23 protein-coding genes and 1 pseudogene are annotated in these 23417 nt (G+C 55.6%); 17 read left to right on the top strand and 7 right to left on the bottom strand.

Translation table 11 applies throughout. The annotated features are described in order from the left end of the window. The first annotated feature begins 851 nt into the window (after positions 1 to 851). Together ACE2AA_RS18110 and ACE2AA_RS18105 are read left to right on the top strand one after the other, a co-directional pair. Entirely contained in the window at positions 852 to 1088 is a 237-nt protein-coding gene (locus ACE2AA_RS18110; RefSeq protein ID WP_395372596.1) for a DUF4160 domain-containing protein, read from the top strand. Beyond that, entirely contained in the window at positions 1078 to 1485 is a 408-nt protein-coding gene (locus ACE2AA_RS18105) for a DUF2442 domain-containing protein (RefSeq protein ID WP_395372595.1), read from the top strand. The genes ACE2AA_RS18110 and ACE2AA_RS18105 overlap by 11 nt, the downstream gene beginning before the upstream one ends. A gap of 401 nt (positions 1486 to 1886) precedes the next feature. Here the strand turns inward: ACE2AA_RS18105 and ACE2AA_RS18100 are convergent, their stop codons facing one another. From ACE2AA_RS18100 to ACE2AA_RS18090, 3 genes are all read right to left on the bottom strand, one after another. Beyond that, a complete protein-coding gene (locus tag ACE2AA_RS18100; RefSeq protein WP_395372594.1) occupies positions 1887 to 2261 on the bottom strand; it encodes a hypothetical protein in 375 nt (124 codons plus the stop codon). Then, entirely contained in the window at positions 2258 to 2515 is a 258-nt protein-coding gene (locus tag ACE2AA_RS18095) for a conjugal transfer protein TraD (RefSeq protein WP_110570084.1), read from the bottom strand. The genes ACE2AA_RS18100 and ACE2AA_RS18095 overlap by 4 nt, the downstream gene beginning before the upstream one ends. 64 nt (positions 2516 to 2579) lie before the next feature. Next, positions 2580 to 2873 (bottom strand): conjugal transfer protein TraD, encoded by a 294-nt coding sequence (locus tag ACE2AA_RS18090; protein WP_395372592.1) that lies wholly within the window; start codon positions 2871 to 2873, stop codon positions 2580 to 2582. A 162-nt stretch (positions 2874 to 3035) separates the two neighbouring features. Between ACE2AA_RS18090 and traA the strand changes: the two genes are divergently transcribed. The 11 genes and pseudogenes from traA (at position 3036) to ACE2AA_RS18035 (ending at position 15799) form a co-directional block, all read left to right on the top strand. Beyond that, positions 3036 to 6128 (top strand): Ti-type conjugative transfer relaxase TraA, encoded by a 3093-nt coding sequence (traA, locus tag ACE2AA_RS18085; protein WP_395372591.1) that lies wholly within the window; start codon positions 3036 to 3038, stop codon positions 6126 to 6128. Positions 6129 to 6182: 54 nt separating this feature from the next. Beyond that, positions 6183 to 6377 carry a type II toxin-antitoxin system VapB family antitoxin gene (locus ACE2AA_RS18080; RefSeq protein ID WP_062454612.1) on the top strand — a complete coding sequence of 65 codons (195 nt, stop codon included), beginning with the start codon at positions 6183 to 6185 and terminating at the stop codon, positions 6375 to 6377. Beyond that, a complete protein-coding gene (locus ACE2AA_RS18075; RefSeq protein ID WP_048848569.1) occupies positions 6374 to 6766 on the top strand; it encodes a PIN domain nuclease in 393 nt (130 codons plus the stop codon). Before ACE2AA_RS18080 ends, ACE2AA_RS18075 begins: the two co-directional genes overlap by 4 nt. 25 nt (positions 6767 to 6791) lie before the next feature. Next, complete coding sequence (locus tag ACE2AA_RS18070; RefSeq protein WP_110570086.1) at positions 6792 to 6929, top strand: plasmid stabilization protein; 138 nt, start codon at positions 6792 to 6794, stop codon at positions 6927 to 6929. Positions 6930 to 6988: 59 nt separating this feature from the next. Continuing rightward, a pseudogene (locus ACE2AA_RS18065) lies at positions 6989 to 7063 on the top strand (VapC toxin family PIN domain ribonuclease); the annotation flags it as partial. Then, a complete protein-coding gene (locus tag ACE2AA_RS18060; RefSeq protein ID WP_110570082.1) occupies positions 7063 to 7734 on the top strand; it encodes a DUF6118 family protein in 672 nt (223 codons plus the stop codon). The pseudogene ACE2AA_RS18065 and the gene ACE2AA_RS18060, both read left to right, overlap by 1 nt. A 114-nt stretch (positions 7735 to 7848) precedes the next feature. Then, positions 7849 to 8943 carry a Fic family protein gene (locus ACE2AA_RS18055; protein ID WP_395372587.1) on the top strand — a complete coding sequence of 365 codons (1095 nt, stop codon included), beginning with the start codon at positions 7849 to 7851 and terminating at the stop codon, positions 8941 to 8943. 39 nt (positions 8944 to 8982) lie between these two features. Next, entirely contained in the window at positions 8983 to 11691 is a 2709-nt protein-coding gene (locus ACE2AA_RS18050; RefSeq protein WP_110570080.1) for a DNA methyltransferase, read from the top strand. A 3-nt stretch (positions 11692 to 11694) separates the two neighbouring features. Continuing rightward, positions 11695 to 13779, top strand: coding sequence for a DEAD/DEAH box helicase (locus tag ACE2AA_RS18045; protein WP_395372610.1), 2085 nt, complete (start codon positions 11695 to 11697; stop codon positions 13777 to 13779). Then, positions 13772 to 14959, top strand: coding sequence for a GIY-YIG nuclease family protein (locus ACE2AA_RS18040; RefSeq protein WP_110570078.1), 1188 nt, complete (start codon positions 13772 to 13774; stop codon positions 14957 to 14959). The genes ACE2AA_RS18045 and ACE2AA_RS18040 overlap by 8 nt, the downstream gene beginning before the upstream one ends. Positions 14960 to 15151: 192 nt before the next feature. Further along, on the top strand, positions 15152 to 15799 hold the full coding sequence (locus tag ACE2AA_RS18035; RefSeq protein WP_063908693.1) for a hypothetical protein: 648 nt from the start codon (positions 15152 to 15154) through the stop codon (positions 15797 to 15799). Positions 15800 to 16364: 565 nt separating this feature from the next. Here the strand turns inward: ACE2AA_RS18035 and ACE2AA_RS18030 are convergent. Continuing rightward, positions 16365 to 17531, bottom strand: a complete 1167-nt coding sequence (locus ACE2AA_RS18030) for a DUF4238 domain-containing protein (RefSeq protein ID WP_395372607.1) — start codon at positions 17529 to 17531, stop codon at positions 16365 to 16367. 161 nt (positions 17532 to 17692) lie between these two features. Then, entirely contained in the window at positions 17693 to 18511 is an 819-nt protein-coding gene (locus ACE2AA_RS18025; RefSeq protein WP_395372605.1) for a hypothetical protein, read from the bottom strand. A 24-nt stretch (positions 18512 to 18535) separates the two neighbouring features. Between ACE2AA_RS18025 and ACE2AA_RS18020 the strand changes: the two genes are divergently transcribed. Continuing rightward, a protein-coding gene (locus ACE2AA_RS18020; RefSeq protein ID WP_395370645.1) for an IS3 family transposase occupies positions 18536 to 19722 on the top strand; the annotation gives its coding sequence in 2 pieces (ribosomal slippage) (positions 18536 to 18806 and positions 18806 to 19722; 1188 coding nt in all). A 57-nt stretch (positions 19723 to 19779) separates the two neighbouring features. Here ACE2AA_RS18020 and ACE2AA_RS18015 read toward each other — a convergent pair. Further along, complete coding sequence (locus ACE2AA_RS18015) at positions 19780 to 20283, bottom strand: hypothetical protein (RefSeq protein WP_395372603.1); 504 nt, start codon at positions 20281 to 20283, stop codon at positions 19780 to 19782. Positions 20284 to 20599: 316 nt separating this feature from the next. Here ACE2AA_RS18015 and ACE2AA_RS18010 point away from each other — a divergent pair, with 316 nt between their 5' ends. From ACE2AA_RS18010 to ACE2AA_RS18000, 3 genes are all read left to right on the top strand, one after another. After that, a complete protein-coding gene (locus ACE2AA_RS18010; protein ID WP_395372601.1) occupies positions 20600 to 21196 on the top strand; it encodes a recombinase family protein in 597 nt (198 codons plus the stop codon). Between the two features lie 181 nt (positions 21197 to 21377). Beyond that, positions 21378 to 22037 carry a ParA family partition ATPase gene (parA, locus tag ACE2AA_RS18005; protein ID WP_010666790.1) on the top strand — a complete coding sequence of 220 codons (660 nt, stop codon included), beginning with the start codon at positions 21378 to 21380 and terminating at the stop codon, positions 22035 to 22037. Between the two features lie 27 nt (positions 22038 to 22064). Next, positions 22065 to 22322, top strand: a complete 258-nt coding sequence (locus ACE2AA_RS18000) for a ribbon-helix-helix domain-containing protein (protein ID WP_150178506.1) — start codon at positions 22065 to 22067, stop codon at positions 22320 to 22322. A gap of 39 nt (positions 22323 to 22361) precedes the next feature. Here the strand turns inward: ACE2AA_RS18000 and ACE2AA_RS17995 are convergent, their stop codons facing one another. Next, the gene (locus ACE2AA_RS17995) at positions 22362 to 23417 is read right to left on the bottom strand and encodes a replication initiator protein A (RefSeq protein WP_395372598.1); all 1056 of its coding nucleotides are present in this window, start codon (positions 23415 to 23417) and stop codon (positions 22362 to 22364) included.

Below are 23417 nucleotides of genomic sequence, written 5' to 3'. Positions count from 1 at the left end.
ACCTCAAGTTCGGGGTTTTACATACCGGCGTCAAGTGATTCGGGGTTTTAAATACCAAAACCGAGATTCGGGGTTTTAAATACCGAGATTCGGGGTTTTAAATACCGAGATTCGGGGTTTTAAATACCAAACTGGGGGAAAATCCAGAAATTCCGTTTTTACATCAATGTATTAAATGGATGCTAGAATCGCTTAACACAGAATCTAACACCTATTTAACACCGTCTTCGACCATCTAATCTGTGGATAACTCACAAACCTCAAAAATTTCCAACTAAATTGAACCCAAGCACCGCCTCTTGGGGGCTACGCCCCCGCCGGCTCGCGGCCTACGGCCGCCCCGATCGCGCTATGCGCGATCTCCCACCCGGCATCCCCCTGCTCGCCCTTTCAGGGCTACGCTAAGCAGACACGCCTACGGCGCGAAATCATAATCTGACGATGCAATGCATCGTCTCGCCAGAGGCACCTTACTCTCCCGCGTCGGCGCCTTCGGCGCCCTACGGGGCTCCCGCTCCGCGCTCGCCCGACACCTGTAACACCAGAAGAACCGGGCAAGACCGTAATCTGCTCAAGGCATACGATAGTTCAGGCGAACATTCAGCAGCTCACGTGTCGCAGTATGCCCATCAGACGCCACAGGATGGCCGTACAGGCATTATCGTGTGCGGTAGCTAGTTGGGGGGGCGATAACAAGAATTACGCTTTGTGCGGCCTCCTATGGCGCTCTGCTGGCGTTGTCAGAGATTGATGGGCCGTCCATTTCTATCTGACCATCCAGATATCCTGCTCCTGACTTTCAGCGGGATGGTTCTGATTGAAAAACCCAAGCGTTAGGGATATGGTGCATTATGCCAACGCTTCTGCGCATCAATGGATTTCGTGTCGTGATTTACACGGCAGATCATGTGCCAATGCACGTTCACGTCATAAGCGCGGATGGGGAAGCGGTGATCGAAATTGGCAGGAAAGCCTGCCTGATACGGGCAGGTGGCATGAAGGATAAGGCTATACAAGAAGCCCTTGTCATCGTGCAGGACCACGCTGAGATGCTGGCGGAAGCATGGGAGAAGATACATGGCGAATAACGTGAACTATCAGTCTGCTCGTGAAGCAGACGCGCTTCATAGAGCGACAGTTCCTCATGCGGTCTCCGCACGGTTGATCCGTGCGCGCCGCGCTCTTCATGTCACGCTCTCCAACGGTGTTGAAATGAGCGTGCCGGTGGATCTGTTACAGGATTTGCAGGGCGCTTCCCTGAATGATCTGGCTGAGATCGAGATTACCCCGCTGGGTAATGGGCTTCACTGGCCCCGTCTTGATGCTGATGTTCTGGTCGAAGGTCTGATCCACGGTATCTACGGTTCCCGAAGCTGGATGGCGGCACAGATGGGACGTGTGGGCGGATCATCCGCCAGTCCCGCAAAGGTGGCGGCTGCACGCCGGAATGGTGCGAAAGGCGGTCGGCCCAGAAACGTCGCGTAAGGCACGGTTTCTGATATTTTTCCAGTCCACCAGGCCTGTAGACTTTTGCGAACTTTAATTCAGGGACCAGCAGCGTGATGTCGGAACATTCTGATCTGTTCCGGGAGTTGGGGCCGTCAGAACGCAGAGTACGGTCTGTTTCTGCAGGGCCAGCGTGAAGAGGGCTCCTGAGCCGCCATAATCCGCTGTAGTCGTAATCTGGTAGCCTTTGTTCAACAGGCTCGTCAGAGAGTCCGGGACTGGCTTCAGTGTTGTTGGAACGGCCAGAGGACTATAGGGCGATTTAACCCCTGACTGAGGCAGCCAGTCTCCTGTGTTCCGGGCAAAGCCTGATGCCGGAAGGAGGAGAAGCGGCAGGGCAGTGAAAGTCAGTATACGCTTTTTCAAGACAACTCTCCTGATCAGATCCAGAGCTGTCGGCGGATGTGGATCAAGTCGCGCAATTTCTGGTCCTTGAGATTCTGTAATATCTGTTCGTGATCAACCGGGTTATCTGGTGTCATAGCGGCGATGTTGCGATCGCACAGAGCCGTTTCCCCTGGCAGATCGTCACGGTACCAGAGCCAGAGGTCGATCGCCGCCTTGTCCCGGTCATTGGCACTGTGCAAACGGTAGCCACGATACAGACGGCTCTGCTCTTTATCGTAACCCTGCGAGGTTGTGCCGAGCTCCTGTTCCACGAACTCTCCGAGTATGGAGAAGCAGGCATGAAACATGCGCTCATCCGCATCAGGATTGTCCGGCTCTTCCTGTCTGCCTGGAAGGTCATCCGTCATGGCTGTTCTTTCCTTTCTGCATGCTCTTTTTCGGCATCGAAGGCATGAAGCCCTGCGCGTCTCCAGCGTGTTTTCAGATCAGCCGGAGTGGTCTCATTGCCTTCCCGAAGCTGCCCCGCAATGTCCAGAAATGCTCCGAGCATGGTGGCGCGGTCATCGTCGGTCAGATCGACCAGTCCCGCCTTCTGGACAAGCCCACCCAGTTCGATCAGATGACGGGTGCGTTCGCGTCGCGCCTTCGCCCAGTCGCGCATGTCGGTGCGTGCCTTTCGTGCCTGATGGCGATGGATCAGGGCCGCCTGCTTCCTGATCCGTCTTTCAAGCGCCAGAAGCTCCATTCTGATCGTTTCCGGTTCCTTTCCGATTGCCCTTTTTCCCGCCTGTCTGAAAGAAAGATTCCCCCCGTTCGGTCCACCTCGCGACGGCTTCAGGTTTGCCGTCCGCCTGTTCGACAGCCGCAAGCAGTACTCCTGCGAGGGCCTCGATCGACAGGGTATCGGCCCTCGTTGCTTCGACCAGTTCACCGAGCTGGATGGTCCGTTGCGCCTTAAGCTGCTTCGCCTTTTCCTGAAGCGCCTTCAGTTCCGCATCAATGTCCCGTGGCCTGCGCATTTCCGGTCCCCTATTCTACTGGTCTGTGCCATACTCTACCATACAGGCGAGAACCGCGTCACTCATCCAGAGCAATCAACCCTTTTAACGTAGTAAAATGTGAGTGCGCGCTTATACGTCACTGTGTGACGTGCGCTTAAGTGGTGTGATATGATCGCGTTCATGGCGATCTATCATCTGCATGCAAAGGTCATCAGCCGCGCCACCGGCCGGAGCGCCGTGGCAGCGGCGGCCTATCGCGCGGCATCCCGCCTGCATGACATGCGTCTGGATCGCGACCATGACTTTTCCAACAAGAGCGGCGTGGTGCATTCCGAGATCCTGCTGCCCGATGGCGCGCCGGAACGGTTTCTCGACCGTGCGACCCTATGGAATGAGGTCGAGGCGATTGAGAAGCGCAAGGATGCCCAGCTTGCCCGTGAGGTGGAGTTTGCACTCCCGCGCGAAATGACCCAGGCGCAGGGGATCGCGCTGGCACAGGATTTCGTGCGGGAGCAGTTCGTGGAACGCGGTATGGTGGCCGATCTCAATGTACATTGGGATATTGGTGAGGACGGACAGGCGAAGCCCCATGCCCATGTGATGCTGTCCACGCGGTCTGTGGATGAGAACGGGTTTGGTGCAAAAGAGCGGTCGTGGAATGACAAGGAACTCCTGCTGACATGGCGGGAGCGATGGGCGTCACTTACCAATGAACGGCTGGCCGAGCTGGACCTGGATGTACGGATTGACCATCGGTCCTTTGTTGAGCAGGGGATCGACCTTGAGCCGCAGAACAAGATCGGTCCAGCCGGCATGCGCCGGGAAGAGCGTGGCGAGGATGCACAGCGGGTCGCTGATCATCTGGAGATCGCGCGACGCAATGGGGAAAGGTTGCTGGCCGAGCCGCATGTGGCGCTGGAGGCGCTGACCCGGCAGCAGAGCACGTTTACTCGGCAGGATCTGGCGCGGTTCGTGGACCGGCAGACGGTGGACGCTGAACAGTTTACGGCCGTCATGGTTCGGGTGGAGGCATGTCCGGAGCTGGTAGCACTTGGGAAGGATGGGCACGGGCGGGAGCGGTTCTCCACGCGCGCGATGATCGGGGTCGAGCAGCGTCTGGAAGACGCGTCGCTCGCGATGGGGCAGTCCCAGGGGCATGCGGTGCCGCTGGCGGTGCGTCGGGCAGCGATGCAGCATTCTGGTCTTGGGGACGAGCAGGCGCTGGCGGTGGGCGAGGTCACGAAGTCCCGCGACCTGTCCGTGGTGGTCGGGTATGCCGGGACGGGGAAGAGCACCATGCTGGGTGTGGCCCGTGCGGCATGGGAAGAGGCCGGGTACCGGGTGCGCGGGGCGGCGCTGTCGGGGATTGCGGCGGAAGGGCTGGAAGCGGGGTCCGGGATCGAGAGCCGGACGCTGGCCTCCCTGGAGCGTGCGTGGGAACGTGGGTTCGACCTGCTGGAGCGCGGGGACGTGCTGGTGGTGGATGAGGCCGGCATGGTGGGGTCACGGCAGATGGAGCGGGTTCTGTCTGTCGCCCGCGAAGCCGGGGCCAAGGTGGTGCTGGTGGGTGATCCCGAGCAGTTGCAGGCGATCGAGGCGGGTGGTGCGTTCCGGGCGGTGGCCGAGCGGGTCGGGTCGGTGGAAATCACCACCGTACGCCGGCAGCGTGAAGGCTGGCAGCAGGCGGCTACGAAGGAGCTTGCGACCGGGCGGACAGAGCAAGCGCTGGGACGCTATGAGGCGGCTGGCCTGGTGCGCGGGCATGACACGCTGGAAGAGGCGCGGGCCGGGGTGATCGCGGGATGGAATGCTGCCCGTCAGGCTGCGCCAGAAGAAAGCCAGATCATGCTGGCGCATCGGCGTGATGATGTGCGGGCGCTGAACGAAGCGGCGCGCGAGATCCGGCGGGAGGCAGGTGAGCTGGGTGACGGCGTGCTGGTGCCGACCGCCCAGGGCGAGCGGGTGTTCGCGGACGGGGAGCGGGTCTACTTCCTGCGCAATGACCGGGCGCTGAGGGTAAAGAACGGCACGCTGGGCACGGTGCGGGGCATCGTGGGGTCGGCCGAGGCTGGGGATCTCGCAATGTCAGTGCAACTCGACGGGCCGGGTGGTGCCGGGACTGGCCGGGTCGTGTCCGTGTCGGTGGCGGAGTATGACGCGCTGGATCATGGCTATGCGGCCACCATCCATAAATCGCAGGGTGTGACGGTGGATCGGGCGCATGTACTGGCGACGGGGAGCATGGATCGGCACGGGGCCTATGTGGCGCTATCGCGGCATCGGGAGAGCGTGTCCGTCCATTGGGGCCGGGATGATGTGGGCGACCGGGACGGGCTGGTGAAGCAGCTGTCGCGCGAGCGGCTGAAGGATACCACGCTGGATTACCCGCATGTCCGGGATCAGGATGCCGGATTTGCGCGGCGGCGCGGGCTGCATGTCCCCGAGAGCGAGATCGTGGTGGAGCGTGAGAAGGCCGCCTCTGGCCCCCGGCAGGACAGGCAGGCCGAAGGTGTGCCTATGCCAGAGCCTGCGTCGGCACAGCAAAAACGCGGGATGTTCGATGGACTGGACCTGTCCGTGCGGCCGGGGCGTCGCACGGCGGAAAAAGACGTGTCGGCCGGGATGGATGTCGGGGCCGGAACAGAAAAGAGTGGGGAAGGGCATGAAGCGCCCGTCTCCCGCTTTGCGGGGTTGCGGCTGCGGCGTGTCCGGCGTGAGATGTTGCCCGCCATCCTGGACGGTTTTGTACCGGGGAGTGATCCTCTGCATCAGGCGGTGGAGCGGTATGCGCGGGCCTGGGTGGATGTGGAGCGCATGGTGCGCAAGGAACTGCCGGTACTGGCGTGTCAGAAGAAGGCGCTGTCTGAGGCCGGTCGGGATCTGGAGCGGGTCCGGCGTGGCGGGGTAGCAGATCTGCGGGCGGCGCTGAAACATCAGCCGGAGATCCGGCAGGCGTTGCATGGTCTGGAAGGTCCGGCGCGGGCGCGCAGGCTGGTTGCGGGGCTGGAGCATGAGGCGCGGGTGCGGACGAGTCCGGAGCTGCGGGCTGAGCGGTTCGTGAAGGCGTGGGACGGGCTGAGCCGGGAGCAGCAGGGTGCGGCGCTCAAGGAATTGAAGCGGGACGTGCCGCTTGCGTCCCTTCTGCGGGAGAAAAGCCGCGAGCTGGGGATCAGGAAGGGATCGACGCTCGATCACGGGTTGCATCCCCCTCAGCGGGAGCACTCCCTCTCACGCTCCAGGTCGCGGGATCGGGGCTGGGATATGGGGATGTAATCTGCTTGAGAGAGGATGTATTGATGTGTATAATTTTCACTGGAGATACACATCATGCGAACCAACATCATTATTGACGATACCCTCATGACAGATGCGCTGAAGGCGTCTGGCGTCAAAACCAAGAAAGAAGCCGTCGAACTCGGATTGCGGACGCTGATCAAGTTGAATCAGCAGCGGCAACTGCGTTCCATGAAGGGCAGGCTGGAGTGGCGGGGTGATCTCGACGCCATGCGTTCCGACGCATGATTCTGGTCGATTCATCGGTCTGGATCGATTTTTTCAGAGGTACGGTGACGCCACAGGTTGATGCTCTGGACCGGTTGCTGGGAGAGGAACTGGTCGCCATTGGGGATCTGATGATGACGGAAGTTCTTCAGGGATTTGCGAGCGAACGGGATTTCAACAAGGCGCGGAGACTGCTTGGCGCTCTGGATCTGGTCGAGATCGGGGGGCGTGATGTCATGATCGAGGCGGCACGATATTTCCGTGACCTGCGCGCCAGAGGCATTACCATCCGGAAAACCATTGATACCCTGATTGCCACACGATGCATCGTAAGCGGGTATCGGCTTCTTTACAGTGACCGGGACTTTGATCCGTTTGTGACACATCTGGGGCTGGAACGGGTTGTCTGATTTTGGCGTGGTGACTGGAGAGGACATGGAGAAAAAAGAAGCGGCCGTTCGGTTGGGATCGTTTCTGGTGTCCATCGGTCGTGAGGTCGGTGTGCGTGATCAGGATATCGCGGTCTTGCAGACCCGCGATCAGACCCCGGCCAAGGCAATGACCTTCGAATGATCCTGCGGCTTGATACCAACGTGATCCTGGAGACGTGGAGGCCCGTCCCGGAGCCGCGTGTTCTGGCCAGCCGCGACGTGTCGCCTTTTGAGGCAGCCGGTGTGCGGGTTCTTAATCCATGGGAGCGCCTCTGATGTCAGAGGAAGAGTCGGCGCAGCGTGCGTTTGAGGATCTGCGTGCTGAAATATCGGTGCTCCGCCGCAGTATGGAAGCGTTGCCGCAGGCATGGCGGGACAATCGGCCGCCGGATTACACGGAGGATCTGGCCCGTGTCGTGAAGGCCATGAATGCAGTTGGTGCGCGAATGGAGGCGATCGAGGCCACTCCGATGCTGAAGATGACGCCACAGGCGTATGGGCAGGGGATACGTCAGGCGGGGCTTTCTGCCAGTCAGGAGATGCAGGCAGCGTTTCAGAAAGCGATAGGTGAGGTTCAGGGGGAACGTCGGGTTCTTGCCAATATCATTGGTCAGTCCCGTCAGCAGGATCGTCAGAACTGGTGGCTGTTAGGGGTGGGTCTTGCCTGTCTTGTTGTAGGGATCGGGTTATCGCCTGTGCTGGCGTATCTCCTGCCTTCTTCTATCGGGACGCGGGTGGCATCCTTTATTGTCGGGGAGAAAGATCGCTGGAACTCTGGGGCCATGATGATGGCGGTCAGCAATCCTGAAGGCTGGCAACGTGTACGTGAGGACAGCCAGCTGGTTGAGGCCAACAGAGACAGGATTGCAGCTTGCCAGAAAGTGGCCTCGGGTCAGGAAAAAACTCAGAAATCCTGTGTCATCACCATTCCGGCACAACAGGAATAGTTTTGAGGGATAAAAGCCGACAGCAGAATATGACATGTCAAAGAAACTGGATTTCTTTGACGGATCATCCTGACGTGTTAGAAAAAACGCACATTGCTACCACGTCAGGATGTCATGTTAACACCAACCTACCTTATTCGGCCTTTGCCGCCTCAGGCGGAGATAGAAACGGTTCCGGTTCTCAGGGCGTTGGTCGAGGCCAATAAGGCTCTGGCGGAACTGAAGGGTCGGGCGGCAACCATTCCCAATCAGGGGATCCTGATTGATACGCTGGCTTTGCAGGAAGCCAAGGCGTCCTCGGAAATCGAGAATATCGTCACCACCCAGGATGAACTTTTCCAGGCGGATCTGTTTCCTGAGGGGCCGGATTCAGTGGCGGCCAAGGAAGTCGCCCTGTATCGAGATGCCTTGCATCTGGGGTTTCGGCAGATGAAGGAAACCGACGGACTGATCCTGAACAAGGGGCTGATCGCGATTTTCCAGAGGCTCAAGAAGCGGGGAGATGGGTTTCGAAACACCCCGGGAACGGCCCTGAAGAACGAGCGCACTGGGGAAGTAGTCTTTGTGCCGCCGCAGGATGGGCGGGAGATTATCCGGCATATGTCGGATCTGGAGCGGTTCGTGAATGATGACGGGCGCTGTGATCTGGATCCGCTTATCAAGATGGCCCTGATCCACCATCAGTTTGAGAGCATCCACCCGTTCCCGGATGGGAATGGCCGTGTCGGGCGGATCCTGAACGTGTTGTATCTGACCCGGACTGGCCTCCTGGATATCCCGATCCTCTATTTGTCGCGCTACATCACCCGCCACAAGGATGAGTATTATCATCTGTTGCAGAAGGTGCGGGATGAAGGCGCATGGGAGGCGTGGATCCTCTACATGCTGCGTGCCGTGGCTGAGACATCCAGGATCACCCTGGAGCTGATTGAAGGCATGCGGGCGCAGATGGCCACCATGAAGCAGCGGATGCGCACGGAACTGCCCAAAATTTACAGCCAGGAGTTGCTGAACAACCTGTTCCGGCATCCCTACACGAAAATCGAGTATGTTCAGGCGGACCTGAGTATCGCCCGTCAGACGGCAGGGAAATATCTCGACCAGCTCTCAGAGAAAGGCTTGCTGTCCAAGCACCGCTCAGGGCGGAGCAATTATTATATCAACGCACCTCTGGTCCGCCTCTTCCTGGAGGTGTCCGGTGGCGCATGAAATGTATGATCTGTTTTTCGAACGTATGGAATTTTACGCATGAATCCCGTTGAGATTGAAGAAGCTGTCTCCCGGATTGCCGAGGCACCTTTTAATCCCGGGGAATTTCCATTCGAATTCCTGCAAGCGTTCGGAAACCGCGATGTCACGATCAAGCGGCTCCGTAAGGATAACCGCTCGGACGTTTCTGGAGCGGTGCTCCAGCGCAACAACATCCATCTGGCCGTTTGTCCTGAGGGGCATGTTGCCCAGACCCTGAACCTGCTGAGGGAAAGCCCCAAGACCCAGTCAGCCAAGGCACGGTTTCTGTTGGCCACGGATGGAGTGACGTTTGAGGCGGAAGACCGCACGGAAGATGAGCACATTACAGATGTGTTCACGCATCTGGCTGATCGGTTCGGGTTTTTCCTGCCCCTGGCGGGCATTACCACCGTTCAGAAGATCAAGAACAACCCGATCGACGTTAAGGCTACGTCACGCCTGAACCGTCTTTATGTCGAACTTCTGAAGGAAAACTCCGACTGGGCAACGGAAGAACGCCGTCACGACATGAATCATTTCATGGCGCGTCTCATTTTCTGCTTTTTTGCCGAGGATACCGGGATCTTCCTGAACAATCTGTTTACCAGAACCATCCAGACCATGACGGAAGGGGCCACGGATCAGACGCATGAGGTCATGGCCGAGCTGTTCCGGACAATGGATCTGGATACACGCAATGACGATCGTGACAAGGGCGGGGTCAAATCCTGGGCCAGGGATTTTCCGTATGTAAACGGGAACCTGTTTTCCGGGGCAACGGACTGCCCGAAATTCAATAAACTGGCCCGCACCTATCTTCTGCGTGCCGGTGAGCTGAACTGGGCGCAGATTAACCCGGATATCTTCGGATCCATGATCCAGGCCGTTGCGGATGAAGGAGAGCGCGGTGCGCTAGGGATGCATTACACCAGTGTGCCCAACATCCGCAAAGTGCTGAATCCGCTGTTTCTGGATGGCCTGCGTGAGGAACTGGAAAAGGCAGGCCAGAATACTCAAAAGCTGCATGCCCTGAAGGCGCGTCTGTCCGGTATTCGGGTGTTTGATCCGGCCTGTGGATCCGGCAATTTCCTGGTGATTGCCTACAAGGACATGCGGGACATTCAGAGTGAGATTGATGACCGTCTGAAAATAGAGCGGGCGGAACGGAAATCCGTCATTCCTCTGGCTAATTTCTATGGGATTGAGATCCGTGACTTTGCGGTGGAAATCGCGCGCCTATCGCTTCTTATCGCTGAGTTCCAGAGTGATGAAATTCATATCGACCAGAAACAGGCTCGCCTGAATGTGCTGCCCCTGAAGGATACGGGGCATATCATCTGCGGGAATGCCCTGGAGCAGGACTGGTTCGATGTTTGTCCGCCTCAGGAGGGCTCGGAAACCTATATCTGTGGCAATCCTCCCTATAAGGGTAGTCAATGGCAATCGGCTGAACAGAAAGCGGATCTGGAGCAGATTTTCGGGCAGCGTACGAAATCCTGGAAGTCTCTGGATTATGTTGCGGGCTGGTTCATGAAGGCTGCGGATTATGGCCAGAAAACGGGTTCTTCCAGCGCATTTGTGAGCACGAATTCCATCTGTCAGGGACGGCAGGTTCCCATTCTCTGGCCTCTAATATTTTCTCAGGGTTATGAGATCAGTTTTGCCCATACATCGTTCAAATGGGCCAATCTGGCGGCTCATAATGCAGGTGTGACGGTCGCTATCATTGGGATTGCTCCTGTTTCAGATCGTCCCAAAATTCTCTTCTCAAACGGAGCAGACGGGAAAACGATCCGGCAGGAGACAATGCATATCAATGCCTATTTAGTGTCTGGTGTAAACGTGGAAATTGAGGCCAGAACAAAACCGTTAGCTGATGTTGCCGAGATGCAAGTAGGCAATCATCCATACTATGGCACGGCACTGATATTCTCGAATGACGAGGCAAGATCAATTATTGAGGGAAACCCAGCGGCGTCGAGATATATCCGGCCACTCTATGGTTCCAAGGAATTCATCTCAGCCTCGCCACGTTCATGCCTCTGGATTCAAGACAACGAGGTATCCGAAGCTCTGACGATACCGCAAATTGCTTCGAGAGTTCATGATGTGGCCGTTGCGCGGCGAGCAGCTAAACAGGACAAGTCAGCGCAAAAGCTTGCCAACACACCACATAAATTTAGAGAACAAATCGCGGCCACTGATCATATAATTGTCATACCAAAAGTGAGTTCGGAGAATAGGCCATTCCTTCCCGTTGGTATGCTTGGCGCAAATTGTATTGTTCAAGAGAAAGTATTTGGCATTTACGATGTTCCTCTCTGGAATATGGCGCTGATTGCCTCTCGCCTTCATTGGGTGTGGATTGGTACAGTTTGCGTCCGTATGCGTACGGATTTTTCATATTCGAACACTTTGGGCTGGAACACCTTTCCTGTTCCGACTTTGACGGAAAAGAACCGCGCTGATCTGACCCGTTGTGCCGAGGATATTCTTCTGGCGCGTGAGGCGCATTTTCCGGCCACGATTGCCGATCTGTATGATCCTGACAAAATGCCAGACAATCTGCGGGCTGCTCATGACCGCAATGATGAGGTGCTGGAGCGGATCTATATCGGTCGGCGTTTCCGCAATGATACGGAGCGTCTGGAAAAGCTGTTCGACCTCTACAGCAAGATGATCGCCAAAAAGGGCGGCAAGACGAAAAAGAAGAAGGACGCTGCCTGATCCATGACGATCAATCCGGTTATTCCCGCTGTTTCCCTGCGTACCGGCCAGACAGGTCAGTCTGCCAGAACCAATGAGCTGGGCATGCGGCCCATGCAGGAAGCAGTCTATGAGAAACGGGGTGAGCAATATCTTCTCATCAAGTCACCGCCCGCTTCTGGTAAATCCCGTGCCCTGATGTTTGTTGCCCTCGACAAGCTGACACATCAGGGCGTGAAAAAAGCCCTGATTGTCGTGCCGGAACGCTCGATCGGGGGCAGCTTTATGAGCGAACCGCTGAGAAAATTCGGCTTCTGGGCAGACTGGATTGTCCAGCCGAAGTGGAATCTGTGCAACGCTCCTGGTTCAGATGAAGGACAGGTCGCACGGTCCAAGGTCAAAGCTGTTGGTGAGTTTCTGAAGAGTGAAGATCAGATTCTTGTCTGCACCCACGCGACGTTCCGGTTCGCTGCGGAAGAACTGGGTATCGCAGCCTTCGATGGGTGTCTGGTGGCGGTTGATGAATTCCACCATGTCAGCGCAGACCCGAAAAACAGGCTGGGATATTATCTCAATCAGCTGATTGCCCGTGGGGAAACGCACATCATCGCCATGACCGGCTCCTATTTCCGTGGGGATGCCGTTGCTGTGCTGTCCCCGGAAGATGAAGGGAAATTCGAGACAGTCACTTATACCTACTATCAGCAGCTGAACGGGTATCAGTATCTGAAAGAGCTGGATCTGGGATATTATTTCTATACCGGCTCCTATCTGGATGCGATTGACCGGGTGCTGGATGGCACGCGCAAAACGATCGTGCATATTCCCAATGTCAATTCACGCGAAAGCACGACCCAGAAGCACAAGGAAGTCGAGCATATCCTGTCCGTCCTGGGAGACTGGGAAGGAGAGGATATAGAAACAGGATTTCATCTGGTGCGCCGTACCGATGGCCGGGTGCTTCGTATCGCCGATCTGGTGGAAGATGAGCCTGTCCGGCGCAACAAGGTTGTGTCCGCCCTGAAGGATCCGGCGCAGAAGAGCAACCGCGATCATGTGGACATCATCATTGCGCTGGGGATGGCCAAGGAAGGGTTTGACTGGATCTGGTGTGAGCAGGCGCTGACGGTTGGATACCGCTCCAGTCTTACGGAGATCATTCAGATCATTGGCCGCGCTACCCGTGATGCACCAGGAAAGACGCGGGCCGAATTCATCAACCTGATTGCTGAACCGGATGCGTCCCAGGAAAAAGTGACGGATGCGGTCAATGACATGCTCAAGGCCATTGCCGCCAGCCTGCTTATGGAACAGGTGCTGACCCCGCGTTTCGAGTTTACGCCGAAGACCGCAGAAAGTGCGCCTCTGGATGGCTATGATTATGGGGAAGAAGGCTACAAGCCAAACGGCACGAATGTTGGCTTCAATGAGCAGACCGGCCAGTTCCATATGGAGATCAAGGGGCTGGTTTCCCCCAAAAGCCCGGAAGCGCAGCGGATCTGCCGGGAAGACCTGAACGAAGTTGTGGCGTCTTTTGTGCAGGACAAGCCTTCCTTGGAGCATGGTTTGTTCGATGAGGAAACAGCCCCTCAGGAACTGACACAGGTCAGGCTGGGGAAAATCATTCGGGATCGGTATCCCGAGCTTTCGGATGAGGATCAGGAGGCTGTGCGCCAGCATGCCGTGGCGGCATTCAATCTGACCCAGAAGGGGCAGAAGGCCGCGGAAGAGGTCACGCAGGCTGCCGGGGGCGAGGAGAAGATTGGTGGCAATACAGCCCTGATTGAGGGGATGCGGAAGATTGCCATGAATGTCCGGGATCTGGATATTGACCTGATTGATGCGATCAATCCGTTTGAGGAAGCCTACAAGATCCTGGCCAGGAGCATGAATGCACAGACCCTCAAACAGGTTCAGGAGGTTATTGCCAGTCGTCATATTGCTCTGACGATTGAGGAAGCCAGGGATCTGGCAAAGCGTGCGCTTCTGTTCAAAAAGGAAAGGGGACGCCTTCCTGAGCTGACATCTCCCGATGCGTGGGAACGTAAGATGGCAGAAGGGGTGGCGGTTCTGGCGCGTAAGACGGCAGAGGAACGGGCGAATGGCTGATCTGAGCGATGAAGAGCTTCTGGCCGAACTTGGTGTCTCGCTTGAGGCTAAAAAGAAGGCTGCGCTGACCGCCGAGGAAGAGCGGATTATTGCCGGGTTTGAGGATATCTGCCGTTTCTATGAGGAACATGGGCATGCGCCTGCGCATGGAAAGGACAGGGATATCTTTGAACGGCTTTATGCCGTGCGTCTGGATCGGATCCGGGCTTTGGAAAAATGCCGGTCATTGCTGTCACAGCGTGATCTGCATGGGCTTCTGAATGTTTCCGGGATGGACACTGAGAGTCCTGATCCCGATACGCTGGACGATGATGCGCTTCTGGCTGAACTGGGCATTGAGGCCGAGCCAGAGGCTGACTCCATCACTGTCCTGAAGCATGTGAAATCACGCGCAGAAGTTCGGGCAGCGGAAGAAATTGCCAGCCGCGAACCCTGCAAGGATTTTGAAGCCTTCCGGCCTTTGTTCGCACAGGTACAGGAGGATCTGAAATCAGGCGTGCGGGAAACACGTCCCTTTGGGCAGGAAGCCGGTATTCGGCAGGGAGAATTCTTTATCCTGAAAGGGCAGATGGTTTATGTCGCGCATGTCGGGGAAGAGTTCGAGACAGAATACGGTCGCAGAGACAGCCGTCTGCGGGTCATCTATGACAACGGGACTGAAAGCGATGTCCTGCTGAGGTCGCTCCAACGGGCTCTCTATAAGGATGAGGCGGGTCGTCGGATTACAGATCCGACTGTCGGGCCTTTGTTCGGGACAACCGTTGAACCGGATGATCTGGAAAGTGGCACGATCTATGTGCTGAGAAGTCTGTCAGATAACCCGTATATCGCGCAGCATCGTAACCTGATCCACAAGATCGGGGTGACGGGAGGCGATGTGAAAAAACGGATCGCCAACGCCAGGCATGATGCCACCTATCTGCTGGCTGATGTGGAAGTCGTGGCGACCTACAAGCTCTTCAACATTAACCGCACGAAGCTGGAAAAGATCTTTCATAGGGTTCTGGCGCCTGCACAGATTGATCTGACGATTCAGGATCGGTTTGGGCATCCCGTGCAGCCGAAAGAATGGTTTTTGGTTCCGATAAATATCGTGTCTCAAATAGTGGATAAAATATCAGATGAAAGTATTGACGGTTTCATTTATGATCCAAAGACGGCTGGTTTGGTGAAAGCATAATGGCATATGATGTCGGCTTCCGCCTCTTATGAGACATACGAACACGCCGTATTAATCCCGAAAGCGGACTATTTATTCTGATAGGCTTTATCTAAAAACTGAAATGGTTAAATATCTTAATTATTAATGTAATTTCTTCCGAGAAATTTTATAAATTCTGATTATTTTCGGAATATTAAAGGAACATAATAGTTGGAATCTAACGAAGGAATAGAAAAGCGGATCAATGAAGCGCGTAAGTTGGGCCACGTGAGCTCTTCCGAGTGGCAGTCTTACACATGGAAGAATGAGCTATCCGAACAGCGTCGCAGAATTATTACGCACCTTGGCGAAGCACTTGCTGAGGAGGAGACCGACTACAACCCCTATCATATGCTAGAAAGGGCGGTAGGAGTTGCCGCGATATGCATGAGACGGTTGATCGAATGCCGGCTGGTGACGGATCGTTTTTGCACAACGCCGCTGGAGGTTCACGAGATTATGCGCAAGAAGGATGCGGAATGGCGTGAACCGTTCGTAAGTCGCACTGCAAGCGGGATATACAACAACTATGATATGACAGTGCGGAAGCTTGAGAGAGTAAAGCCGAAAACAATTTCCGACAAAATGCTGCACGCACGGGTTATAGGCGTTCTTTCCGGGAGCGACTATTTGCCAGACGGCTTGTTGGTCGCATCAGATACGCAGAGCAAGAAACAGCTTTTTCATTTCTCGCCATGTGAGATTGCAGGTATCTTCGATGCGTTTTTGGAGGATAAAGTCCGCCAGGTCTCTGATGGGTATTTGGATCAGGATGGCCAGTTCTTGGGAACTGGAAATGTGTTCGCGACAAGAAAATAGCCAGAACTTGTGCTCCGAGTTCACAGGTGCTCAATGTTCCCTGTTCAAGACGTCCGCTTATCGAAGCCCATCCATCAACAGCAGACACTTCGCTGTCCCCTCAAGGAACATGAAGCGGACAGGCGGCAGACGCCTACAACGCAGACATCAAAGTGGTGATGGCGGTCGCCCGAAAATCGACATTGTCAGGCGAACGGCGATAGACAGAGTTTGGGACAAACCGGCCGTTCCGAGGTTGTGCCTCGAATGGCCGCTATACCCCCGACATCCGACATAGAGAAAGTGTCGTCCGCTTCACGGAAATGTGCAAGGCTGGCCGAATGCGGTCCTGGGCTATCGGTGGTCGAGAGTGGAAGCGGACGTCCGCAACGCTTAGATGTCATCTCAGTTTGACCAAGGCGACCTTGGCGTCCTACCAAAAACTTGGAGTTCGAAGCGTCTGGAGAGCACACCCGAGACAGAGCGCTTAATGATCGGCAACGGGCGAGTGCTGTTCGAGGCCGACAAGCTGAACGACGAGAGCCTCCCGCCGAGTTTGAGCCGCCTAGGGTAAGGGCACCCACGTTCAGCCTGTTGTCGCCGCGTTTGTGCCCGCCCGTTCTCGTAGGATTCGGCGTAAAAACTGAGGCGGCATGGTGCGGACGTGAAACTCCTCTTGAGGGATTACCCCGGCGTTCAATGCGGCGGTCATCCGATGAACGTGGAGGGCCCACTCAGGATCTCGCAACGGCAACCTGCCCACGTTCACGAGAGGCGGTGGGGACATGCGATTCCGAAACAGAGGCATCTTAAGGGCCCGACGTGGCCGCTGCGTCTGCACATTGATGACCTTCGCCCGCTTGGTTCCTTCGAGCCGGACCTCGTCCTCCCAGACCGACACCTGCTCATTCCCACGAAGTTCTGCAAGTCGATCATGATCCGGCGTCCAGCGCGGCGGATCGTTGCCGGGCCTGAAGTAGATGTTGTCCAGCGCGTTGGCCCATTGGAACTCGTTGAGGGCCATCACGATGCTCGCCGAGGGCAACTTAACGACGTTACTGGCCGGGTTACCCAGCGAATAGGCTTTTTCGTCGTACAAGACGACTGCGTACTCGGGCGAGATGGGCATGACAAACTGCAGGCCGAGATTCGCCAAGCCAAGAACCGAGACGTCCGCGCCGTTGTAGAGCCCGTTGTGCTTGGCGGCCGGGTGGTCGCCCAAAACAAAGGGCGTCGAGCTCACATTGTGGAGAAGCTTGATCTTCAGATCGAGAATCACAGGAGTTTCCAGGAGCGCTGGCCGGAGCGCCTGCGCGGCGGGCTCGGTGAGTTCAATAGTTAGATCGTCGAGCACGGCGAGAAGTTCGGGCTCGGTCAGCGTGTACCGTAGCATCAATTTGCCGACCTTGTTGGCCATCTCATTAGCCGCGGCGGCGGCCTGTGCCGTCCGCGCCGACTGGATGAGCAGGAAGGTCGCTAGCACGCGGTGATCGTCGCTGTATCGCTTCGGGGGCAAGCCGGTCGCGATCATCCGTCGCAGGACAGAGCTGGCACCGCCTTCGATCTGCCCCAGAGCGTGCTCGGCCTTTCCGTCGCGGCCGTAGAACCAATCCCGGCAGGCTTGATGCTTGAGGCTCGCTCCTGTGACGATTCTGCCAGAGCGTAAGTTGTAAAGACCAACCGATGAGCCATTGACGGAGAAAAATCGCAGCAGGAATTGTGGCACGAAGTGATGGCTCTTGTTCTGCGGCATCGGATTTGAAATCCCCTTCCAAGCTCATAGCGACGAGCCTGACCGTGTATACAGGTGCACGCATTCTGCTCAGTCAAAGTTCGAATCTCGCCAAGCGGACTAAGAACGATGAAGATGGGCATCATGCTTACGTCATAGCGACCTTAGGCTTGCTATGCTTCTCATCTTGGCGAAGGCAACGTTGGCGTGTCGGATTTCTGTCCAGAGATATTGTCAATCCAATCCAGAATTCCGTCGAGCACGGCGTGCTTCACGGGAAACCAAGTTCCAGTTCTCATGCGTGCGATAAGGGTATGAAGCGCACTGATAAAGGCATCTGCTGATGTGAAATGATGGGTGAAAGCGTGAAAAGAATTGTAATCCATAACGAGGCCGCCGCCGCTCAACCCTGCGAGCTTCCCGCACGCCGTCGCATAGACGTCACCCTCATCATCGAAAAGCTCCTTTACGATGGCTAGCCCGATGATCTGACGCCGTCCGATGGAGACTTCGACGTCTTTACCGCCTACGACCAGTCTCGCTACCGCTTCGCGACCAAGATACCGAGCCGCACCGTTGATCTGGCGGATAGCGTCGTCGACTTCCTTACGGGTCGCACGTCTCTTGCGATCAAGGGAGCGACTAAGACCAGCTTCCGTAATCGGACTGTCCTTGGCCTGAATGAGAATGGCGACGGATTCGGTCAGCACGAGATGGTCAAGTATCTCCTTGGACGTATCCTTACGTAGCGGATTCATCATGATACTCTCCGGCTTGAATGCACGTAACAAGCAAACCGAGATGTCGCGTTCCTGAAAATAGCCCGGATTAGTGCGCGTCAAAGAGTCGTGCCGGAATCCTGTACTTCCCTGGTAGCCATTCACTTCGGGTGTCATGTCGAGGACAAGGATATCATTGGGCGCCAGCTCACTCTTGAACACCGCTTGAATGGCACGATCAGAGGTGGTCCCCATTTTTCGGACAGGGCGATAAGCTATCATCTGGCCTGAACGAGGACGGGTTTTATGGGTAAGGTTACGCGGAAACGGTATGCGGCAGAGTTCAAGTCACGGGTTGCGCTGGAGGCGATCCGTGGGGAACTGACGCTGGCGGAACTGGCTTCGAAACATGGCGTGCATCAGACGATGATCGCCCAATGGAAACGGCAGGCGATCGAGGGCATGGCAAGCCTTTTTTCTGGTAAGTCAGTAACGGAACCTTCAGTCAGCCTTGCTGATGTAGAGAAACTGCACGCCAAGATCGGCCAGTTGCTGGTGGAACGGGATTTTTTGCGGGATGCCTCTGCTCGGTTGGGCGTGATCAGAGGCGGCAGATGATTGACCCGAAGAGAGCATGCCTGCCGATCATCCGGCAGTGCACGCTGCTACAACTCAACCGGTCGGGCGTTTACTATCGGCCTGTGCCACAGAGCGAGGCCAATCTGGAGCTGATGCGGCTGATCGACGCCCAGTTCCTGGAAACGCCCTATTATGGCTCACGGCAGATGACATGGCATCTGCGCCGCCTGGGACATGAAGTGGGCCGCAAGCGGGTCCGGCGGATCATGGCGATCATGGGCCTGCGGGCGATCTACCAGAAGCCGCGCACGACCGTGCCTCATCCGGAGCATCGGAAATATCCATATCTGCTGCGGGATCTGGTCATCAATCGGCCTGACCAGGTCTGGTGTTCCGATATCACATATATTCCCATGAAACGGGGATTTCTCTATCTCGTGGCGATCATGGACTGGTTCACGCGCAAGGTCCTGTCCTGGCGTCTATCGAACACGATGGACGTGGAGTTCTGTATCGAGGCGCTCCGGGATGCGCTGATGCGCTACGGCACCCCGGAAATTTTCAATACTGACCAAGGGTCACAATTCACGACGCCCCGTTTTACCGGGCTCCTGGAAGAGCGTCAGATCCGCATCAGCATGGATGGGCGCGGTCGCTGGCTGGACAACGTGTTTATCGAGCGTCTGTGGCGGTCGCTGAAATATGAATGCGTCTACCTGCACGCGTTCGAGACCGGATCAGAGCTGAGGGCCGGGCTTGGCAGATGGATCGCCCATTATAACGAAAGGCGTCCGCATATGGCGCTGGCTGGACGTACGCCCGATGAGGCGTATCATGACGTGCCGACATCATCTGGTCCGGGGTTAACCCCGGACCAGATGGCCAACAGCAACGCTGTCAGAAGGGCGGCATAACGACAACCGGGTATAGCTTATCAAGCCCGCAAAACTGTCCGAACGGACGGGACCACCTCAATCATCGTCATCGCGCGTTCTCTGTCCGAACCAGTTTATCAAGACCTGATGAACGCTTTTAGCCGTTTCAGGATGGTAGGTGAGCAGATGAATCTCCTCCTTGTCGGTGAGGCAGCTCCCACCATCCTCTAGAGCCGTCCTGAAGCTCATCCACTCATAGTTCTGGTCATCGAAGAAGTAGATATCGACCTCATCATACTTGAGAATGGCGAGCATCTCGCGGGAGAATGAGTCGTCTCCAAACAGAGGGGAGCGGATAATCAATGGCTGATCGTCATCATCAAAAAAGGCTGTAACTAGTGCAGTGGTCGTGACCGTCGTGGATGGGAGTGCCGGCAGGTACAGGGCAAATCCACCATTCATCTTCGCCGCTAATATTGCTTCTTTCTGCGTTTTTATAATCAGAGAATATTTCTCGTCCGTGCGAAGTCGAATAGGCATCAGGCCGCCGGCAAACTGCCCGACAAGCGACCTCACTTCAGGATGAAGGACAGTCAGCATAAACGCCTCCGGGTTAGTAGGTTGCATTGCAGAATTTCATCGCCCAGGATCGACGCCCAAACTAGATGATATCGTCGGCTTTCAGTAGAGTCTTAAGGGTTATTTGAACGATCGGAATAGAGTGAAGACCTTCGCGGGTATCGTCCATATGAATGTCCGGTTTTATCGATCGTCCTGTACAAATCCGACCTTCCGTTTACCCCCCCCATTTCTTCCATTCAAATTAGGTTGACCCAAACAGTCTATAGTCTAATTGGTACAAGCTGGAGCCACGGTGTATCATGGGCTGCATGGTGGTTTTTCCGGGAGGGTTCAAATGGGACAGCGCGCGGTCATCTATTGCCGGGTTTCCACGGCTGATCAGTCATGCGTGCGTCAGAAAGACGAGCTGAAGCGGTTTGCCGAACGTGCGGGCTATGAAGTGTCAGACATCTTCATGGAGACAGGTTCTGGCGTCCGGGTGGATCGGGCTGAGCGTCGAAAGGTCATGGCACTGGCCCAAGCCCGTGAAATTGACGCCATCCTGGTGACGGAGCTGTCCCGCTGGGGACGCTCGACTATTGATCTCATCTCCACGCTTCAGGAGCTGGAGAGCTATCGTGTTTCCCTGATCGCCATAACAGGGATGACATTCGACCTGGCGACGCCACATGGGCGGATGCTGGCGACGGTTCTGGCTGGGATCGCGGAGTTCGAGCGGGATCTGATCAGCGAGCGGGTGAAGTCTGGTCTGGCCGCTGCCAGGGCGCGTGGGAAGGTGCTCGGCCGACAGAAAGGAGAGCGGCCGAAGTCTGACCGTCTAGCTCCGAAGGTTCTGGCGCTGGTGGCGGAAAAGCGGAGTTATCGGTGGATCGCCCGCGATCTGGGAATCAGCAAGAACACTGTTGCTGCCATTGTGCAGAGGGAAAGATAACACGTCATCGTGTTTATATGTTAACACAAAAACATGATAGCATTATATGGGTGCTAATGGCATCGGTATGAGACATGCGGAATATTGGGTTCAATTAGATCGTCAATTTTTTTGAGGAAGACATTGAGTTATCAAAATAACATGGTAATTAGTTAATGTGTTAACACGGAAACATGGTGGCATGAAAACAATCGCGATCATTAGTCAGAAGGGAGGCGCTGGGAAGACGACGCTTGCCCTACACTTGGCTACTAGTGCCAGTGCCGCTGGATACGTTTCTCTGATCCTTGATACCGATCCCCAAGCGACTGCAAGTTCATGGAAAGCATGGCGGGGGGATGTCGAGCCTGATGTGGTGGATTGTGCGGCTCACGCCTTGTTATCAAGAAAGCTGGAACAAGCGTCCGAACTGGGCGCAGAACTATCGATAATAGATACTCCCCCACATGCCGATATTATGGCGCGTGAGGCGTGTCGTGTCGCTGATTTCTTGTTAATTCCATGCAGACCACGTGCTTTCGATATGGACGCGGTTAGAACAACGGCGGAACTTGTGCGAGCCAGTGGCAAGCCTGCCTTCGTGATTTTTACTGCGGGTCCTCCTCGTGCGCCCCAAGTTTATAAAGAGGCGGCCGAGGTTGTGGCGCAGTTTGGTATCCCTGTTGCTCCTGTTGTTTTGCCTGAGCGTGCAGTTTTTCATCATAGCGTTGGTTCCGGTCGTACTGCGCAGGAAGCGGAGCCGGAAAGCAAGGCTGCTGCTGATATAGCACTGTTGTGGAATTGGGTGTGTGATCAAGTTAACATGCCATCACACAAACAAGATGACACAAAAACGCGTTAGCAATTTTCTAAGTTAAGGACATACGACATGAGTCGGTTTGCTGGTCTCAAAAAGACGGTCGCGCCATCGGTTGTGGAACCGGCAGCGCAAATGGTGGTAGAGAAAGCCCGTCCACGTAATCCGAGAGAAGGTAAGCGGGCTGTGGTGGGGTATTTTTCCCCAGCAGTTAGCAAAGGACTACATCAACTTGCGCTTGATACTGATACAACTATTCAGGGTTTGATCGGGGAGGCCATTGATGATTTGATGCGTAAGCACGGTCGTCATCCTTTTGGAGAGCGCTGACTATCTATTTAGATAGATTATGCTTGTATATTTGTACAATCAGGGTTGACCACGCTTAGCAAACCACGTCTCGCAGAATTTGATGAAATGCCGCTCAGGGTTCTTCGGAGCGATCTCGTTATCACCCAGCCACATGCGCCATTCTCTTTCGAGATGATGCACATCCCACCCTGGTGCGATGTTCCGAGCGTCCCCGTAAATATCAGGATCAAGCGCGCCCATCCAAGCCTCGGCTACTGGCTCGGCAGCTTTCATTGTGCCGCGATTGATGAATGTTACCATGTCTTTCTGAGGATCGAATTCGACACGGTAATCCGGTAGATGATCGCTTGCAGCGAGGTTCTTTATCATCTGTCGGAACAATTTTTCTGGGCTTTGAGAGCCTGATTTTTTCAGTAGGATATCAAGAGAGGCTTTCCATGTCGCTTGCTGACCGCAATGTTTGCGGGCGAGTTCATAAACGCGTCGTTCCAGCGGTTTGCGCAGCCGGAAATAATCACGATGCAGTGTCAGAACATCATTGCTCTTAATTGCGTTAAAGACCCAATCCGATAGCTTGATCTCGCAATGCAATAGGCGGCCGTCGAGGCCAAGTTTGCGGCGGATGGATGAAGCGTCGATCAGGCCAAAACCGTCCACCTGTTCTTCGTCGCCTGTGACAATGTTAGTGCGGATACGTGTGCCTTCAAGGCGGTCGAGGGCTTCGATAAGGGCTTTGTAATCCTTACCTGCCGTACCGCGATTGGTGAAGATGAGTAAGTCACGGCTGCTGATCCGCACCCGTTGCGATACTTTTTCCCCGGCCTTTATTTTCGCCATGATCTGCGAAATACAGTAGATCAGAATATCTTTATCGTAGATTGTAGCAAGGCCCTTCACGCTTGGTGTGATTTCCAGCCATTGCCCATTATGTTCATAGCGACGAACGGAAGTCTCGGGTTTTTTAGACAAGGAATAAAACGGATGCTCCATTTGCGGCATCACGTCTTTAAGCACGGCATCTGCCACGTCGCAGATGAATAAGTCATGCTGAGGATGACGCTCCGGCAGGAGGGCCTCATGGACAACAGGCAGATTCGGGGTTTCAGATACCAT

Source organism: Komagataeibacter diospyri, from assembly GCF_043995075.1.
In the GTDB taxonomy this organism is placed as follows: domain Bacteria; phylum Pseudomonadota; class Alphaproteobacteria; order Acetobacterales; family Acetobacteraceae; genus Komagataeibacter; species Komagataeibacter diospyri.
The sequence above is the reverse complement of the archived record's forward strand: the minus strand, read 5'-3'. Positions and strand labels throughout refer to the sequence as shown.

What these genes read in the sequence shown, in the direction of transcription:
- ACE2AA_RS18110 (WP_395372596.1), top strand. Translation starts at nt 852, where the DNA reads ATGCCAACGCTTCTGCGCATCAATGGATTTCGTGTCGTGATTTACACG.
- ACE2AA_RS18105 (WP_395372595.1), top strand. Translation starts at nt 1,078, where the DNA reads ATGGCGAATAACGTGAACTATCAGTCTGCTCGTGAAGCAGACGCGCTT.
- ACE2AA_RS18100 (WP_395372594.1), bottom strand. Translation starts at nt 2,261, where the DNA reads ATGACGGATGACCTTCCAGGCAGACAGGAAGAGCCGGACAATCCTGAT.
- ACE2AA_RS18095 (WP_110570084.1), bottom strand. Translation starts at nt 2,515, where the DNA reads ATGCGCGACTGGGCGAAGGCGCGACGCGAACGCACCCGTCATCTGATC.
- ACE2AA_RS18090 (WP_395372592.1), bottom strand. Translation starts at nt 2,873, where the DNA reads ATGCGCAGGCCACGGGACATTGATGCGGAACTGAAGGCGCTTCAGGAA.
- traA (WP_395372591.1), top strand. Translation starts at nt 3,036, where the DNA reads ATGGCGATCTATCATCTGCATGCAAAGGTCATCAGCCGCGCCACCGGC.
- ACE2AA_RS18080 (WP_062454612.1), top strand. Translation starts at nt 6,183, where the DNA reads ATGCGAACCAACATCATTATTGACGATACCCTCATGACAGATGCGCTG.
- ACE2AA_RS18075 (WP_048848569.1), top strand. Translation starts at nt 6,374, where the DNA reads ATGATTCTGGTCGATTCATCGGTCTGGATCGATTTTTTCAGAGGTACG.
- ACE2AA_RS18070 (WP_110570086.1), top strand. Translation starts at nt 6,792, where the DNA reads ATGGAGAAAAAAGAAGCGGCCGTTCGGTTGGGATCGTTTCTGGTGTCC.
- ACE2AA_RS18060 (WP_110570082.1), top strand. Translation starts at nt 7,063, where the DNA reads ATGTCAGAGGAAGAGTCGGCGCAGCGTGCGTTTGAGGATCTGCGTGCT.
- ACE2AA_RS18055 (WP_395372587.1), top strand. Translation starts at nt 7,849, where the DNA reads ATGTTAACACCAACCTACCTTATTCGGCCTTTGCCGCCTCAGGCGGAG.
- ACE2AA_RS18050 (WP_110570080.1), top strand. Translation starts at nt 8,983, where the DNA reads ATGAATCCCGTTGAGATTGAAGAAGCTGTCTCCCGGATTGCCGAGGCA.
- ACE2AA_RS18045 (WP_395372610.1), top strand. Translation starts at nt 11,695, where the DNA reads ATGACGATCAATCCGGTTATTCCCGCTGTTTCCCTGCGTACCGGCCAG.
- ACE2AA_RS18040 (WP_110570078.1), top strand. Translation starts at nt 13,772, where the DNA reads ATGGCTGATCTGAGCGATGAAGAGCTTCTGGCCGAACTTGGTGTCTCG.
- ACE2AA_RS18030 (WP_395372607.1), bottom strand. Translation starts at nt 17,531, where the DNA reads ATGCCGCAGAACAAGAGCCATCACTTCGTGCCACAATTCCTGCTGCGA.
- ACE2AA_RS18025 (WP_395372605.1), bottom strand. Translation starts at nt 18,511, where the DNA reads ATGATAGCTTATCGCCCTGTCCGAAAAATGGGGACCACCTCTGATCGT.
- ACE2AA_RS18015 (WP_395372603.1), bottom strand. Translation starts at nt 20,283, where the DNA reads ATGCTGACTGTCCTTCATCCTGAAGTGAGGTCGCTTGTCGGGCAGTTT.
- ACE2AA_RS18010 (WP_395372601.1), top strand. Translation starts at nt 20,600, where the DNA reads ATGGGACAGCGCGCGGTCATCTATTGCCGGGTTTCCACGGCTGATCAG.
- parA (WP_010666790.1), top strand. Translation starts at nt 21,378, where the DNA reads ATGAAAACAATCGCGATCATTAGTCAGAAGGGAGGCGCTGGGAAGACG.
- ACE2AA_RS18000 (WP_150178506.1), top strand. Translation starts at nt 22,065, where the DNA reads ATGAGTCGGTTTGCTGGTCTCAAAAAGACGGTCGCGCCATCGGTTGTG.
- ACE2AA_RS17995 (WP_395372598.1), bottom strand. Translation starts at nt 23,417, where the DNA reads ATGGTATCTGAAACCCCGAATCTGCCTGTTGTCCATGAGGCCCTCCTG.